The sequence below is a fragment of the Methylocystis sp. Uni0008 genome, assembly GCF_056838045.1.
Genome location: NZ_JBXEJH010000003.1, coordinates 49,748 through 64,437, shown reverse-complemented (window position 1 = coordinate 64,437; position 14,690 = coordinate 49,748). Strand labels below are relative to the sequence as shown.

General features: G+C 59.1%; 12 protein-coding genes and 2 pseudogenes. 6 read left to right on the top strand and 8 right to left on the bottom strand.

What is annotated here, in order from left to right; translation table 11 throughout:
* Window positions 1–366: 366 nt before the first annotated feature.
* The 6 genes from folE to AC0X69_RS22070 all read right to left on the bottom strand — a co-directional run bounded on the left by folE (window position 367) and on the right by AC0X69_RS22070 (window position 6,519).
* Window positions 367–972 (bottom strand): GTP cyclohydrolase I FolE, encoded by a 606-nt coding sequence (gene folE, locus AC0X69_RS22095; protein WP_482614057.1) that lies wholly within the window; start codon window positions 970–972, stop codon window positions 367–369.
* Window positions 973–1,163: 191 nt separating this feature from the next.
* Complete coding sequence (locus AC0X69_RS22090) at window positions 1,164–3,005, bottom strand: hypothetical protein (RefSeq protein WP_482614020.1); 1,842 nt, start codon at window positions 3,003–3,005, stop codon at window positions 1,164–1,166.
* 28 nt (window positions 3,006–3,033) lie between these two features.
* Window positions 3,034–4,011, bottom strand: coding sequence for a multicopper oxidase domain-containing protein (locus tag AC0X69_RS22085; RefSeq protein ID WP_482614018.1), 978 nt, complete (start codon window positions 4,009–4,011; stop codon window positions 3,034–3,036).
* A 112-nt stretch (window positions 4,012–4,123) separates the two neighbouring features.
* The gene (locus AC0X69_RS22080) at window positions 4,124–4,369 is read right to left on the bottom strand and encodes an anti-sigma factor (RefSeq protein ID WP_109026897.1); all 246 of its coding nucleotides are present in this window, start codon (window positions 4,367–4,369) and stop codon (window positions 4,124–4,126) included.
* Between the two features lie 21 nt (window positions 4,370–4,390).
* The gene (locus AC0X69_RS22075; RefSeq protein ID WP_482614016.1) at window positions 4,391–5,089 is read right to left on the bottom strand and encodes an RNA polymerase sigma factor; all 699 of its coding nucleotides are present in this window, start codon (window positions 5,087–5,089) and stop codon (window positions 4,391–4,393) included.
* Window positions 5,090–5,376: 287 nt separating this feature from the next.
* Complete coding sequence (locus tag AC0X69_RS22070) at window positions 5,377–6,519, bottom strand: YVTN family beta-propeller repeat protein (protein WP_482614015.1); 1,143 nt, start codon at window positions 6,517–6,519, stop codon at window positions 5,377–5,379.
* A 607-nt stretch (window positions 6,520–7,126) separates the two neighbouring features.
* On the opposite strand from AC0X69_RS22070, the gene AC0X69_RS22065 reads away from it, so the two are divergent.
* A complete protein-coding gene (locus AC0X69_RS22065) occupies window positions 7,127–7,675 on the top strand; it encodes a hypothetical protein (RefSeq protein ID WP_482614014.1) in 549 nt (182 codons plus the stop codon).
* Window positions 7,676–8,012: 337 nt separating this feature from the next.
* Here the strand turns inward: AC0X69_RS22065 and AC0X69_RS22060 are convergent, their stop codons facing one another.
* Complete coding sequence (locus tag AC0X69_RS22060; RefSeq protein ID WP_482614012.1) at window positions 8,013–8,330, bottom strand: transposase; 318 nt, start codon at window positions 8,328–8,330, stop codon at window positions 8,013–8,015.
* Window positions 8,331–8,915: 585 nt separating this feature from the next.
* On the opposite strand from AC0X69_RS22060, the gene AC0X69_RS22055 reads away from it, so the two are divergent.
* From AC0X69_RS22055 to tnpB, 4 genes and pseudogenes are all read left to right on the top strand, one after another.
* A complete protein-coding gene (locus AC0X69_RS22055) occupies window positions 8,916–9,722 on the top strand; it encodes a universal stress protein (protein WP_482614011.1) in 807 nt (268 codons plus the stop codon).
* 405 nt (window positions 9,723–10,127) lie between these two features.
* Window positions 10,128–10,466: pseudogene (locus tag AC0X69_RS22050) on the top strand (class I fructose-bisphosphate aldolase); the annotation flags it as partial.
* Window positions 10,467–10,576: 110 nt separating this feature from the next.
* The gene (locus tag AC0X69_RS22045) at window positions 10,577–10,822 is read left to right on the top strand and encodes a hypothetical protein (protein WP_482614010.1); all 246 of its coding nucleotides are present in this window, start codon (window positions 10,577–10,579) and stop codon (window positions 10,820–10,822) included.
* Window positions 10,822–11,127 carry an IS66 family insertion sequence element accessory protein TnpB gene (gene tnpB, locus AC0X69_RS22040; RefSeq protein WP_482614009.1) on the top strand — a complete coding sequence of 102 codons (306 nt, stop codon included), beginning with the start codon at window positions 10,822–10,824 and terminating at the stop codon, window positions 11,125–11,127. The genes AC0X69_RS22045 and tnpB overlap by 1 nt, the downstream gene beginning before the upstream one ends.
* On the opposite strand, the gene AC0X69_RS22035 is transcribed toward tnpB, so the two are convergent.
* A complete protein-coding gene (locus AC0X69_RS22035) occupies window positions 11,115–13,205 on the bottom strand; it encodes a recombinase family protein (RefSeq protein WP_482614007.1) in 2,091 nt (696 codons plus the stop codon). The two genes, tnpB and AC0X69_RS22035, sit on opposite strands and share 13 nt — an antisense overlap.
* A 500-nt stretch (window positions 13,206–13,705) precedes the next feature.
* Between AC0X69_RS22035 and tnpC the strand changes: the two are divergent.
* Window positions 13,706–14,644: pseudogene (tnpC, locus tag AC0X69_RS22030) on the top strand (IS66 family transposase); the annotation flags it as partial.
* Window positions 14,645–14,690 lie beyond the last annotated feature (46 nt).

Sequence of the window (14,690 nt, the reverse complement as noted above, 5' to 3'; positions counted from 1 at the left end):
CCACTTCGACGCCACAGTCGGCGACGTTATCACGCCGCTCTCATCTGCTGGTTACGACAGGCGGCGGCGATCACTTCTTCCCGCTCGTCAACGCCCGAGAAAAGACACCCACGATTCTCACCGCAAACCGCGGCTCTGCCGCATTGGACGATACTTCCGCGACCCCGTTGTCGCCACGGCGCTTCTCGATTCGCTGCTGCATCGCGCCGTCCGTCTTCCAGATTCAAGGCTGGGGCTATTAGCGGCGAGAACGCTCGTGCAACGGTCCCCATCTAGAACCGATCCCTCGGCCTAAGGGCAAATTACAAGGGGGGAGAACTTCCATGGCGACCCGAACGCTGCTTTCGTCAGCCGCTGGTCCAAATTCTAAGCCCCGCGCACCATGCCGAGGAATTCCTCACGCGAGCGGGCGTCGTCGCGGATTACGCCGCGCAAACGGCTAGTGGTCAATGTGGATCCGAGCGTGTTCACTCCGCGCAATGTCATGCAACTGTGTTCGGCCTCGACGACCACTCCTACCCCTTGCGGCTCGAGAATTTCCTGGATGGCTTCGGCGATCTCAGCGGTAAGCTTCTCCTGAATCTGTAATCGGCGCGCGAATCCGTGCACCACCCGTGCCAGTTTGGAGATTCCCACAACCCGGTTTGTCGGCAGGTAACCGACATGCGCCCGTCCGATCACCGGCAGCATGTGATGTTCGCAAAAAGTAACGACGCGAATGTCCTTCAATACGACCAGCTCGTCATAACCGCCCACTTCTTCGAACGTGCGCTTGAGATATTCGCGAGGATCGGCGGCGTAGCCAGCGAACAATTCGCGATAAGAACGCGCCACCCGCTCAGGCGTATCGATCAAGCCTTCGCGGTTCGGATCGTCGCCTGCCCATTCGATGAGAACCCGCACAGCCGCTTCAGCTTCAGCCTGGGTACGCTTCGACCTTCGGACGCTTCTAGAGCTGTTGTCCAAACCCATTAAACGAACAGGGCCGTCACGAAATCGATCTGCATAGGCCGAAACTAGATTTTCTGTCTTGTTGGCTGGACGCTCGATCATTCGCGTTTCTCCTAACATTGTTCGGCGAGTGCTGCGTCTGTTGCGGCAACAACTGGCCACCCCGATGGAAGCCCTGCTTGGGGCGATCCATCGGAGCTGAATGCAATGGCTCAGTTGCCGCGTTGCTCCTTGGTCAGAAGCTTGAGCCATCCCTCTACTTCGGCGCTCAACTTGCCCGTTCCCGCGAATTTTAGCGTGGGCGCCAGCATGCCACGCTCGACGATCGGCAAGGGCAGCACGCCCTGTCCGCCCATGCCGTTATGCGCGGTGATCTGACCGTCCTTCGAATCCGCGAGCAGAATGCGGCCTACGACTTCGAGCTTATCCATGTCGATAACGATCAAGTCATTGGCGAATTTGCTCGCCACATAGGCGTAATAGCCGCCCCCCTTCTTATGTCCGAAGTTAACGCCGTGGCAGCCTGCTTCGCAGGGCAGGCTTTTCACCACCTTGTCGGTCTTCACGTCGACAATCGTGACTGTGGCGCTCAATGTGTTCGCCGTTACGACGTATTTGCCGTCCGGGCTGACCGGGGTCTGGATCGGAAGCAGGCCATAAGCCTCGCCCTTGTGTACGCCGCTGATCGGATCGTAATCGGCAGCGAGGTCGATGTCCTTGACCTTCTTCTTGTTGTCAATGTCGATAACCGTCAATGAGGAGAGCATGGCGGGGGGCGTGCCGAGCAGATTGGCGGCATAGCCCTTATGGTTCATGTCGCTCCAGATCGCGATCGGGATAACGCCGCCGGTCGGAATTTCCGTCGCTTTCTCGGTCGCGAGATCGACGACGGTAACGCTTCCCGCCAGCGCGTTCGGCGTCATCATATATTTACCGTCGTCGGTGAGGTGATGGCCGTGCGGGCCGGAATGCGGGCCGACATTAATGTTGCCCATCGCCGAAGGGAATTCGCCAGGCGACAGTTTCGCCACGCGGTCCTCGCCATTGATGGCGACATAGAGCATGCCGTTTACCGGGCTCGTCATCACATGAGATGGATTTTGTCCAACGACCTGCGTGTTAAGAAGCTTGCCGCTCTCGCGGTCGAAGGTGGTCAGCCGTTTGTCGAACCATTCCGTCTGATAAATGTATTTATATGTCGGATCGGGCCACATATTGTGAGGGTTGTTCATATTCTGCTCGACGCCCTTGACTTTTTTCTTGAGCGTCCAGTCGGTCGCGTCGATTTGCGTCGCCGTTCCGAACTTCGTCTTGCCGCTCACCCCTTCAAACTGCGTGTTGACCCAGACCTCGCCGACGCCGGGCGTCTTGGGCGTCAGCAGCGTGTTCGGCGCCGAGAGGCTGAGCGCGCTCAGATTGATCTGCGCGCCGCCGAGATTGAGTCCGAGATCGGGAAGCTTCACCTCCCACTTCGGCTGCCGATAGTCGCGCCATAGCGCCGGCGTCGTGGCGACGAAGAAGGTGCGGAGCAGCTTCTTGGCGATGTCGCTTGTCGTCGGAACTTTGGCGCCGGTCACCAGCTGCAATTCGCCGCCGATGTCCAGTCCTTCCGTCTTCGGATCGTCGACGACGACGGCGCCGAACATGTAGGGATGGACCTTGCAGGTAAAGACATAGAGCCCCGGCTTGTCGAAGGTCTGCGTGACGCTGGCGTTCGACGGCTTCTCCTGATCGACCGGGAATTTGTCCGCGCCCGGCTGCCAGGCAAGACTGGTGATAGTGTGATCCGTATTGGTGTCCGTCATCTTGATGAGCACCGCCTCGCCAGGCTTCACCACAACGAGCGAGCCGCCGCTCTTGGGATCCTTGAACCATTTGCCGGGCTCATCGGTCATCTCCAGCACGGCCGACGGTAGGACGCCGGGGCGGCTGATGATGACGTCGTCAGATTTCACGGCGTCTTTCGCCTGCGCCGACAGCGGCGCAGCGAGCGAGGTCGTCGCCACGGCCACCGTCAGAAAGGATACGCGGTTCATGATTGTTGCGTGGTTCATACCTTTAACTCCCCCGTTCTGTCATTGATCATTCGATGACGCGGAAATCACCCATCATCCCAGACTGCATGTGTTGGATAACGTGACAGTGGTAGTGCCAGTCGCCGGGGCCAACACCCTCGCCGGCCTTCACGATGAACGAGGTGCGGCTGATTGGACCAATGTTGACGGTGTCAACGCCGGCGGTTGCTCCGGGCTCGATCCAGCGATGCGCATGGAGATGGAAAGTATGGAACGCGGTGCCAATCCCCATGACGTGGAAGCGAACCTTTTCGCCCAGGCGCGCGCCGACGGTCGGATTAGTCCATAGCGGAATCTCCTTGCCGCCCTCGATGATATGATTGAGCTCCTGGCCCCAAAAGGTCGTTTCATGCATCCAAATGATGAATTCGCGTTTCACATCCGCAAGATCAACCTCGACGATCTTGCCGTCGATGAGCGCAGGAACCTTCCCGCTCGCCGGATTGATGATGAGCGTACCGAACAGCCCCTTGTCCTCGGCTCCGAGCATCGGATTGCCGAATGCATGATCGTGATAGGCCCACGTGCCTGCCGTTCCAGGCGCGGCCGTCCATTTGTATGTGTAAGGTTTGTCTGGGAACGCAGCTTCGTCGGCGACGCCATTCAAAACCTTCATGGTGCCATCGCTGTCGATCTTAAAGTGCACGCCGTGGACATGGATGCTGACCGGCAACGCCGAGTCGGCGATGCCATGTTGAAGAGTCACCTCGGCGACGTCCCCCTCTTTCATGACGAGCGTGGGGCCAGGGATGGTAGGGCCGCTCGCATACCGCTCCGTAAGGTCGCTTTCCTTTCCCGTGGAAGATTTGACCTTGTGACTGACCATCTCATAGGCCAGCTGACCCGAAGGCATTGCGCTTGCTTTGAGCGTGATCAAATGTTGGTCGGCGGCAGAGGCTGCGCTAGCGGCGAGAAGAGCGCCTGGCCACATGAGCAAAAACGCGAACGAACGTGAAATCCCCAACTGCGCCCAGGTTCTTAGCATCGCATCACACTCCTTCGAGCGGAGAACCGGGGACAACGCCGGCGATCGATTCGATCGCGCGCGCAAACCAGTTCGATCCGATACGACTTAGATGCGACGGAACGCTGAGGTCTTACCTCGAAGGAAAAGTTTTTTCTGCGTTCACGAGTCTCAGAAGGGCGAGATAAACCTCTTCGCACTCGGGGCACTGATGCATATGGTGTTTAACCTCGGGCAATAAGGCACCGGCGTCCTGACCGGATGCCTCAATGTCGACGTAACGTGGAAGTTCATCAAAATATTCCGTGCACAGCATCTCCTCTCCGCTCTTAGCGGCGAAGACGGTGTCAATGAGGCGGGTAAAGTCTTTGTGTTTCATGTCGGGTTCCGGCGCGACTGATTATAAGATGCGTTGAACGGAGGAAGTCTTACCCTCCGAATGGAGATGGGTTCCCGACTTTGGCTCGTCAAACACGGCAATAAGATCTTTGTGCGTCACGCCTTCTTCGAGCAAAGCCTGCTTGAGCCGTTTACGCGCATCGTGGATGAGTTTGTAAAGATTATTCCGATTAGAACCCAACCATTCGGCAACCTCGTCCAAGGGCATCCCCTGAAAAGCGTGGGCGACAAGTGCAGTCCGTTGCAAGGGAGTAAGCTTGGCGCCGATAAGTCGCGCCAGTAGAGTCCACGCTTCGCGCTGCTGTAGACTGCGCTCCGGCCCCGGTTCTTGAATCGGCCAAGCCGGCAAAGTCTGTCCAAGCTGAGCGCGCTCGATCGTAGCTTCTCGCCAGCGACGGCGGCGCAGCTCTCCGAGCACGACTCTGATTGCGATTGAATAAGCCCAAGTCATAAAGCGGCTTTCGCCGCGAAAGTCTCCGAGTTTTGATTGTATAATGAGAATGGCCTCTTGTGCGCAGTCTTCAGCAAGGTGCTGCGCTTCATCTGAACGCATTGATTGCGTGGCGTTGCCTTTCGCCAAATAGGCCCGAATTGCTGCAAGCAGTCGCGCTCGAAGGTCCGCAAGCGCCAACTGTTGGTCTCGACCGCCCTCCTGAAGCGCCGTCAGCCACTCTGCATTGGATCGTTGCATAATTTCCATCACGGCTCAGGCGAAATTAACGCGGGTGCGGGACAAACGCGTATCGCAGGCAAATGTAGCAACACTTGAGGGAAATGCCATCCTCATGAACGGCTGGGATTTTTTGCGGCGCAACTAAGTCTCTGATTCGCTGCGGGCAGGAAAAGCTGCTAAACGACGCCCGCGGCACGGACGATAGTCCGTGGAATTTCGAAGCGCCGTTATAGCTAAAGAGAACAAGACTGATTCGGGCAGTCTGGCGCCATTGAATTGCGAGCGTCTCCCCCGTTTCGCAACAAAGATGCTCTTCAACGCCGGACCGCAACGCCTTCAGGCGCTGTCGGAACGGAGATTGTCTTCACAATCTCATCCGTCTGCGTGTCGAAGATCGAGAGGCTGTTGCCTCCCGTATTGGTGATGAGGAGCCAGCGACCGTCGCCGACGAAGCCGACGCCGTGACTGCCCGCGTCCGGCGCTATGGAGAGCGTTTTGACGACTTTGTTCACGGCAAGGTCGATTTTCTGCACCGTGCCCGCCCCGTCATTAGCGACATAAGCGAAGGACTGATTTGGCGCGACCGTAACTTGCACAGGGCCCGCATCGGTCTCGATATCCGCGATCCGCCGCAGGCTTTCGGCGTCGATCACGGCGACGAGATTGGCGTTGTGACAGGCGACATAGACGCGCTTGCCGTCCTTGGTCGCGCCTTGGCCCAGCGGCCCTGTTCCGACAGCGATCGTCGCGAGCGCCTGGCGTTTTGCGCGTGAGAGCACCGTCACGTCGCCGCCGCCGAAATTCGAGACGAAAAGCCTGTCGCCTGAAGCGAGCGCGAAATGCGGCATCGAGCCGACCTTGACGACGCCAAGCGATGCACCCGCCTGCGTGTCAAAAATTTCAACCCGGTCGTCGAACTCGTTCGTAACGTATGCTTCCTTGCCATCGGCGCTGAAAAAGGTGTGTCGCGGACCCTTTCCTGTTGGCAGCGCTTTGATCACGCTATTTGCTTGCGTATCGATGATGGAAAGGGTTCCCGCGTTGTTGTTCGTGACCCACGCTTGCTTCTGATCGGGACGCAGCGTGACGTTATGATTGTGGATGCCGACTGGGATTTTCTTCTTCAGCGCGCCTGATGCGAGATCTATAACGGAAACGACGCCGCCGAACCACGAGGTCACATAGGCGGTCCCCTTGATGGGCGTCGCAGGTTCGGCGCGCAGCTGCGGCGCGCCTATTGCAAGCGCCAGGGCGCTCGTTAAGAGAACAATGCGAATGATCGCGGAACCCAAGGGCTTTCTCCTTTTGATTCTGGATAGATTCGAAGCGCCCGCCGGCATGCGTTCAAGGCGAGGCGCAATGAGAAAGCCGCCGCGTGCTGCGCGCGCAGCTTTGCTGGCGCGACTACAGACGCTCCGGGGCGCGCGCCAAATATAGAGCCGAGCGGTCAAGTCCATAGACAGACGTCGATATAAAGACCGACATGCGGAATCCTTGGCTTTGAAGAGCCGTCCGCGATGCTTGGGCAGACCGCCAGAAAGGGGATCGCCACCCCCGCAGGCGCGATGATCCACCAATTTCCTTCGTTGTCAACGAAAGCTGCGACACGCAAGCCGCAATGAAAGCTGCGACACGCAAGCCGCTCGGTGCAGCAATAGCAACGCCCGCTATGAAAGGGTGACGTGATTTGCGCGTGTGAGTGAAGGTCGCGGCTGAGAGCGGATTGCGTTTCCCGCGTGACTGTCGATGCTAAGGGAGCGCCACACTGCTCGCTTCCGCAATAGCGCGAGCGAGGCTTGCGGTCCTCAGAAATCGATACCAGGGAATTCATCCTCGTCGCATGGCGTTGGTCGAACGAACGCTCGCTTGGCTCAATCGCCGCTAAGGCTCCCCAAAGATCGGAGGCATCCATCGACGCGTCGCCCTGGATAATCAAGATGTGAATTTGAGTCCGACTCTGAGTAAGATTTCGTCGTCTCATCACCTCTAAGAGGCGTCGCGCATTCAGCACGATGGGCGATCTCCGAGCGTTGAATAGAAATCCAAACACTAGGAACCAATGGCATGAACCACGTTTTTTACCTACTTGCGCTCGCCACTTTCCTACTCACGCCTCCGCTGGCGGCAAACGCCATTGAACTACCTTGGCGATCCGACGACGTGTTCATCAGCCGCCCGGGGGTTCCGCCTTCCGCAAATCAAGTGAACGGAACTGGCGCGAAAAGTGTTGAAAATGGCGGAATGCAAGTCGGCGTGTTTCGGTGCGGAGAGCTTGTCGGGGATGATGCACAAAATAGCGCCGCAGAAACACAAGATGAAAGTAGCCGCACTTCTGGAGCCGATTTATATGTCTGGGCGAAGAATCCCTTTGCGCAAATGATCGTGCTATCTTTGCTTTTTGCCTTTCTAGGCCTCATCATTGACATTGCAGCGATGCCGCCCTTCCAAGGCTTGATGCCCCAAGAAGCGCTCTCAAACTACAGGACGACGTGGAGAGCGATCATGATCGTAGCCATACTTGGAGGAGCGCTACTGTTGCCTGTGACAACCAATATCATACGGTATTCGATGACTCGTCTGGACCATCGAGACGTTCCGCAAGGCGCCATGTGAGGCATTCTGCGTTAAGTCGCTAATAGTTGCTAATTGAGATTTCTTTGCATCCCCACGACCTACGCGACTTTCCGCGATGGGACCCTTAAATTATGGAATGGCCCGCCGCTCCTACCGGCATTCTAGCGCGGGTTTTTGATGGCGCGAAGATCGCCATCGGCGACGGTGCGGTTGGACAGATCGAACAGCGCCGCATGGGCCTGCGCCGAGACGATTTCGTGCTTCTTCATCGCCGGCTCCTTTGGTGCGCAATCGGGCCTTCGCGCAGCGGTCCGGCTTATCTGCGCAACTCCATCGCCAAGATACAGCGAACCTCCATCAGCGCTTTAGCGTAAAATTATGGAATGGCTCCCGTCCCTCTTTCGGCAAAATTGAGTTGCCGAAGCATAATGAACGGAGCGGAATGACGACGAATATTGCAACCCGCCGCCTCTACCCTCCGGCGCGCCTCCCCTCGCCAAGTGAACAGTTGCTGTGGCGTAGCGCCATGTCGAAACGCGTCGTGCGAGACGACCACGTTGGCAACCAGTGACTCTTCGGCTGCCAGCGCCTTCTCCCCTTCGGACCACCGCTGACGACCACCAGCCCCAGTGATCAACTCAATGCGCCGTATTCCGGAGCCGTTCGGTTCAAGCGAAGGATCAAGTCTAGACACAAGCCTTATCTCCAAATCAGGAGATCAGACTCGCCGCTTTCATCGTTCGTTTGAGCGTGAGCCGTAACAGCGCTGACCGGCATCAGCTCCTATCGCTCTGTGATTGTGCAAGTTCACGACTTGATATCCTGCTCCAAGGGTCCAGCTATAGCGCGAACCGAAGCGACATATGGACGTACGCTCCAGGCTGTGGGCGGGGCGACCTGGAACCGAGCGCGGTCATTCAGAGCTCGCTTTTGATCGCTTGGCGCAGGCTATTCAGCCGTCTCATGCGGAGCGGGGCGCAACACCTGATGGGCCTGCTGCCGTCGATGGTTGGCGGCAAGCGATCCCCCATTGCCAAAAGCCGCTTGAAACCCAGTTGGTCTATCCATGCCCAGGGGAAGCGGGTCCCACCTTGGTACGTCATGCGAGGGCCTACATCGTCCAACTGTTGGCTATGCGCCCACATCTCCAAGGCGTCGTTCCCAGGCTTTAAGCGACGTGACACTGCGGGTGCTCAACGAAGCCGCGCGATATTCTCGTCGTCATTCAGCTTGCAGTGGCCGAAGACGTGGCAAAAGTGGACCGCAAGGGGTCTTCTAGATGTCATTCAAGACAATTCTTGTTCCGCTGTCGGGTACTGAACGTGACTCCGCGGTTATTGACGTTGCGCTGCAGCTAGGTCACGAATTCAAAGCGCACATCGAGGCGCTCTACGCTAAGAAGGAGCGTGAGGAGCGCACCGTCGGTGAGCGTACATGCTTCATGGATGCAAATCACGTGCGGACATTCTTTGCAAATCGTTGCAAGTCTTACGCGAGCGGCCGGCCCGGCGATAAAGCGTTGGACGGGCTGTCGGTAAATTTTAAGGAGCTGCAGGGGGTAGAAGCCGATCTTATTGCGGAGCATGGGCGCCTTGCCGATCTGATTGTACTTTCGCATCCGAGTTCGAGCGACACTGACTGGCCGAGTATATCGATACAGACCGCACTTCGAGAAACGGCTCGTCCTGTTCTGCTCGTACCGCAGGCTGCGAGGCAGCTCGGGAAGAGCAATATAATTGCCTGGAATGGTTCGTTAGAGGCCACCCGCGCCGTGGCGTTCGCGATCCCAATCCTATTGCGCGGCGCGAGCACGCTAGTGGTCACTCTCGGCAATCACGATATTGAGCCGTCTGGGCGCAAAGTTGTTGATTATTTGAAATGGCACGGAATCAAGGCGAAGAACGCCATTATCCCCGTCGAAAACTCGTCCGAAAGCTCAACATTGCTTGCGGCGTCTTTTGATGCGGGGGCGGATTTGATCATTCTCGGCGCCTATACGCGATATCGCACCGGACGCCCCGCATTCGGTTCGATGACGAAACAGATGATCACACAGAACAAACTTCCGGTATTGATGGCTCATTGAGTCAACCTAGGCCAGAGGAGGAGTTTGGGTAGGCCTATCGGCGCGGCCCCTGCATGAGCCGGCGCATTTCGGTCACGCCATCAGTTTCTAGTGAAATCTCAGATCGGCGTCTAAGCCAAGTCTTGAATTTCAAATCAAGCTCAAAACCACAATCTTCAAAGCGCCTGCCTTACTCAAGGGTTACCACCGCGATCTGCCGATCGGATCCGAACGTCACGTCGCCCCGGACTCGTGAGCAACCGCATCAAGTTTAACGCGTTCCTTGCCGCGGCAATTATTTTTAAGCCCCTATTTTCCGCGAAGCGTTCGTAAAACGAACCTACAACACGAAAAAATAGTAGCGATAGAGCTCGCCTGGCTCTCGTAAATCCCTAGATTAGACGAAGCGCAAATCGGACGCCTTCGATGAACAAGGATCAGCTCATTAAGATCGCCCACGCTCTCGTCGTGCGAGGGAAAGGCATATTGGCGGCCGACGAAAGCGCGCCGACCATTGCAAAGCGTTTTTCTCACTGTGGGATTGACTCGTCCCCTCAAACTCGCCGCGACTACAGACAGCTTCTCTTCCGTTCAAAGGATGCAATGGAGCAAAATATTTCTGGCGTAATTCTTTTTGATGAAACGATCCGGCAGCAGGCAAACGACGGCGTCCAACTAGTAAAATCAATCGAGGCGGCGGGCGCTATCCCGGGCATCAAGGTCGACACAGGCGCCAAGCCGCTTGCCAATTACCCGGGAGAAACGCGCGTCGTAACGGTCTGAACGCCAATCTCGTTTTCAAATGGATACGCCGCGCCCGCGAGGGTTGGCTTGATCGGCGGCGCGCGCCAGCGCAAAAGGCTGACGCCTCTGCTGTGGCGGAAGCCAGCGACGCGCCGGCATTTGTCCCGGTGACGCTCGTGGAGCTGAACGCCGTGACGGCTCCAGCATTGGAGCCAGTGCTGGCGTTGGCGTCGACGAAGCCGGTTCGCGAGCCGCGAAGAATCACGCGACGTGGGGCAATGGAGATCAGCCTGCCTAATGGCGCGCGGGTGTCGCTCGACGCGGATGTCGACGCCGAAGCGTTGCGTCGCGTCCTGTCCGCGCTGGGCGATCTTTGATGCTTCAGTTCGCGCCGGGCGTGAAGGTGTATCTGGCGTGCAAGCCGGTCGATATGCGGCGCGGCTTTGATGGACTTGCCGCCGATGTCGCGCAGGTTCTGCGCGCTGACCCTTATTCGGGCGCGGCCTTCGTGTTCACGAGCAAGCGCGGCGACTATGTGAAGATTTTGGCGTGGGACGGGTCGGCCCTGTGCCTGTTTGCCAAGCGTCTGGAGAAAGGTAAGTTCGTGTGGCCGCCGATTGTCGAGGGCGCGCTGCAACTGACGGCGGCGCAACTGGCGCTCTTGAGCGATCACCCATGTTGATGCCCCTCCTGGTCAGGCCGACAGATTCTGAGATCGAGGCTGTCGATCATGTGGTTTCGAAGGTCTCGAACTCCCTCCAGGACGTTTTCTGCGTCGCCGAAGAGATACGCGCCCTTGGGCTGCCGATCCACCATCAGCCGCTGTTTCCTGATTTGCACATACAGCCAGTTTACGGGGATGCTCAGCTTCGCCGCCAGCTCCTGCGCGGAAAGAGCGCCGGCGCTATGGGTCCATCGCGTGCGGGCGCGCGGGAGTTCGACGCGCGCAGCAAGCCGGATTTTCTGCACAGTGACGGGGAGAACCTTGTCCTCGCATGTCGGGGAGCGATGCCCTTCGCTCGTGAGAACGGCGGCGATTGCGTCGTCGTACAGACCCTCGCGCGCCAAGGTGAGCGCGCGCTCGCGCATTTCTTCGGCGCGCGCGAGCTTCGAGAGGGAGGCGACTCTCATTCTGACCTCGAGGCAGGTAACGGCGCCGCCACGCCAGACGATGCGGACGGTCGCGATGTCGTGTCCGCCCCGATCGAGGATGACCTTGTCGACGAGACATCGCAGCAGCGCCTTCCGGCGGGCGTCGGAAGTGGCCGGGTCGTCCCAAATTTGCGGCAGACGTCCCGCCAAGTTGATGACTTTGCCCTCCAAGGCTTTACCGATCCCGAGCCGCGCGCCGACGTCGGGTGAAGCTTGACGGTCGAGCGCCTCTTCGGCTGCCCGGACTTCGATCAAAGCCGCTTCCCAACGGCGTTCGAGCTCGGCGGCGACAAGACGATTATCGGGGTCCACGCGATTGAACTGTCGCTCGGCCAGTGACGCCTCGTATCGCTTCCGTTCGAGCTGGCGCTCGGCGCTCGTCCGCAGGGCGGCGTTCACCTGGGATCGTGCGCGACGGGCCTTCGACAGGGCATCGAGTTCCGCCGGCGCCAACGCCGTCAGAAACGCCTCGGCGACGGCGGCGTCGACCGGCGCCGCGCGAACGTGCTGACAGGTCGGCAGACCTTCGTTGGAGCGCAGATGATTGCAGACATATTCGCCGCCGCGACTCTTGTAACGGACGTACATCTTGTGTCCGCAACGTGCGCACCAAGCGATCCCATGCAGCAAGAGATCGCCGTCGCGAGGCGCGCCTCTGGTCTTGATGCGCATGTACTCGGCTCGGTTGTCTTTCAGGGCGGCGTTGATCTTTTCATAAGTCGGCCAATCGATGTAGGCGGGATATCGGTCCTTCACGACAATGCGCCATTCACCCACGGGGCGCGGCGCCTTCATCTTCGACGCGCCTTCGCGCCCGCCGGCATGCATCCGCGTCCGTCCATAGACGAAAGCGCCCGCGTAGGCGGGGTTTTTCAGAATCGAGGTCACGGACGAGACAGTCGCCCGCGCCCAGCAAGAATCGCCTCGCCGGTCGCGTCGCGGCAGATCGAGACCGCGCTCGTTGAGTTTGCGCATGACTTGGGCGGCGGCGCCGAACTTCAGAAACAGCTCGAACACCAGCCCGAGCCGGTCCTGAACCGCCATATCGGGATCTTTGACGACCACGCCGCTGGGATCGCGCGTCAGGCCGATGGGCAGATTGAGCGCGAGTTCGCCACGTTCGGCTTTTGCGAGCAGGCCGGCCGTGAGCCGGCTGCGAATGGTGTGGAGCTCGAGCTCCGAGATGGTCCCTTTCAAGCCGAGGAGCAGTCGGCCGTTGGCGCTGCCGGGATCATAGACGCCGTCGCGGTCGGCGATGAGACAGCCGCGCAGGCCGCAAATATCGAGAAGCGGATACCAGTCCGAACAATTGCGCGCGAGACGCGTCACGTCGATCGACAGGATCAGCCCTACCTCGCTGAGGCCGACGCGGCCGACGAGTTCCTTGAAGCCGCTGCGTTTGGCGGCGAAGGCTCCGCTGAGGCCGAGATCGGCGTCGATCACGTCGATGTCGGCCTCACGCCATCCGAGCTCGCGAGCGCGTTGACGCAGCGCGTATTGCAGCCTCAGGCTTTCTTGATTGCTCACCACCTGATGCGGCGTCGACTGACGGATATAAACGACCGCCTTGCGCGCCAGGTGAGCCGGCTTGACCAGTTCGGACATCATGGGAGAGCTCCGCCAGAATGGCCGCGACGTCGTCGACGACTTGGCGGCGCAGAGCGTTCGGCAACGTCGCCCAAAGATCCTTCGGATCCATGCTCATCGCCTTCGAGACATTCTGCGGCTGAAACGAGCTCGCGAAGCGCCTCTATACTCAGCTTAGTTTGATTCGTGTCCTGTTGATAGGGCTCCGTTACAGCTATTGGGATCAATAGACTGGCGCCCTTCAGGTATTCGACCTCGTATGAGGGGGACACGACGCCGCCAGGAGATCTCGCGCGCCCGATGACCCGAAACGATCGCCCGTAAAGCGGGTGTCGCGGGTCGCGGACCTGAACGACCGATGATTCATCAGCCTGCTCAGAGGGGATATTCCTGAATGCCTTCGATCGAAGGAATCGACTGGCGCCGGACGGTTGCGCCGGACGCGCCCAAACGCCCTGCATTCCTATAGATTCCAGGCATTCTTGAGCTGCGCCGACGCGTGTTTTGTAGTAGACCAGATCATGTCGTGCGCCCCTGCTGATTTGCCGGAAGATCCCGCAGAGCTGCGGCGCTTTGCGGCGGCGCTAGCGGCGGAAGTTCACGCCAAAACGCTGCTGATCGAAAAGCTGAAGATGCAGCTCGCCATTTTGCGACGCGCGCGCTTCGGGCGATCGTCGGAAAAGCTCGACCGCGACATCGAACAGCTCGAACTGCTGATCGGCGATATCGAGGAAAGCGACGCCGAGCGGCAGGCGCAAAGCGAAGCGCCCGACAGCGGCGCCTCATCATCGATGCCGAAAAAGCCGTCGGTTCGTGCGCCGTTGCCCGATCATCTTCCGCTTGAGACGATCACGCATGACGCGCCCTGCGTCTGCCCGACCTGCGGCGGAACGAAGTTCGGCCGGATCGGCGCTGACGAGCGGGAAGTGCTGGAATATGTCGCTTCGCACTTCAAGCGCGTGCGGCATGTGCGGGAGAAGATGAGCTGCCGCGCCTGCGAGACGATCGTTCAGGCCCCCATGCCAACGCTGCCGATCGAGAAGGGCCGCCCCGGGCCTGCGCTGCTCTCCCATGTGCTGGTCGCCAAATATTGCGACCATCTGCCTTTGCATCGTCAGTCCGACATTTATGCGCGCGAAGGCGTAGCGATCGACCGCTCGGTTATGGCGGGCTGGGTCGGCCATATGGCGGCGCTACTGGAGCCGCTGGCCGAGCGCATCGCGCGCCATGTGCGCGCCGGCTCCGCGATCCACGCGGACGATACGACGGTTCCCGTGCTCGATCCGGGGCGCGGCAGGACGAAGACCGGCCGGTTATGGACGGCGGTGCGCGATGAAAGGCCCTATGGATCGACGGCGCCGCCGGCGGCTTTCTATCTCTACTCGGCGGACCGCAAGTCCGAGCGCGCTCATGCCTTGCTGAAGGATTGCCGCGGCCATCTGCACGCGGACGGGGGGACCGTTAAATTAACTGGGGTGCTACTCTGCTCTGAGGAGTGGCGGCGTC

Excerpts from the sequence above, each read along its gene's own strand:
- folE (WP_482614057.1), bottom strand. The coding sequence starts at position 972 with ATGGGTTTGGACAACAGCTCTAGAAGCGTCCGAAGGTCGAAGCGTACC.
- AC0X69_RS22090 (WP_482614020.1), bottom strand. The coding sequence starts at position 3,005 with ATGAACCACGCAACAATCATGAACCGCGTATCCTTTCTGACGGTGGCC.
- AC0X69_RS22085 (WP_482614018.1), bottom strand. The coding sequence starts at position 4,011 with ATGCTAAGAACCTGGGCGCAGTTGGGGATTTCACGTTCGTTCGCGTTT.
- AC0X69_RS22080 (WP_109026897.1), bottom strand. The coding sequence starts at position 4,369 with ATGAAACACAAAGACTTTACCCGCCTCATTGACACCGTCTTCGCCGCT.
- AC0X69_RS22075 (WP_482614016.1), bottom strand. The coding sequence starts at position 5,089 with ATGGAAATTATGCAACGATCCAATGCAGAGTGGCTGACGGCGCTTCAG.
- AC0X69_RS22070 (WP_482614015.1), bottom strand. The coding sequence starts at position 6,519 with ATGGACTTGACCGCTCGGCTCTATATTTGGCGCGCGCCCCGGAGCGTC.
- AC0X69_RS22065 (WP_482614014.1), top strand. The coding sequence starts at position 7,127 with ATGAACCACGTTTTTTACCTACTTGCGCTCGCCACTTTCCTACTCACG.
- AC0X69_RS22055 (WP_482614011.1), top strand. The coding sequence starts at position 8,916 with ATGTCATTCAAGACAATTCTTGTTCCGCTGTCGGGTACTGAACGTGAC.
- tnpB (WP_482614009.1), top strand. The coding sequence starts at position 10,822 with ATGCTTCAGTTCGCGCCGGGCGTGAAGGTGTATCTGGCGTGCAAGCCG.
- AC0X69_RS22035 (WP_482614007.1), bottom strand. The coding sequence starts at position 13,205 with ATGATGTCCGAACTGGTCAAGCCGGCTCACCTGGCGCGCAAGGCGGTC.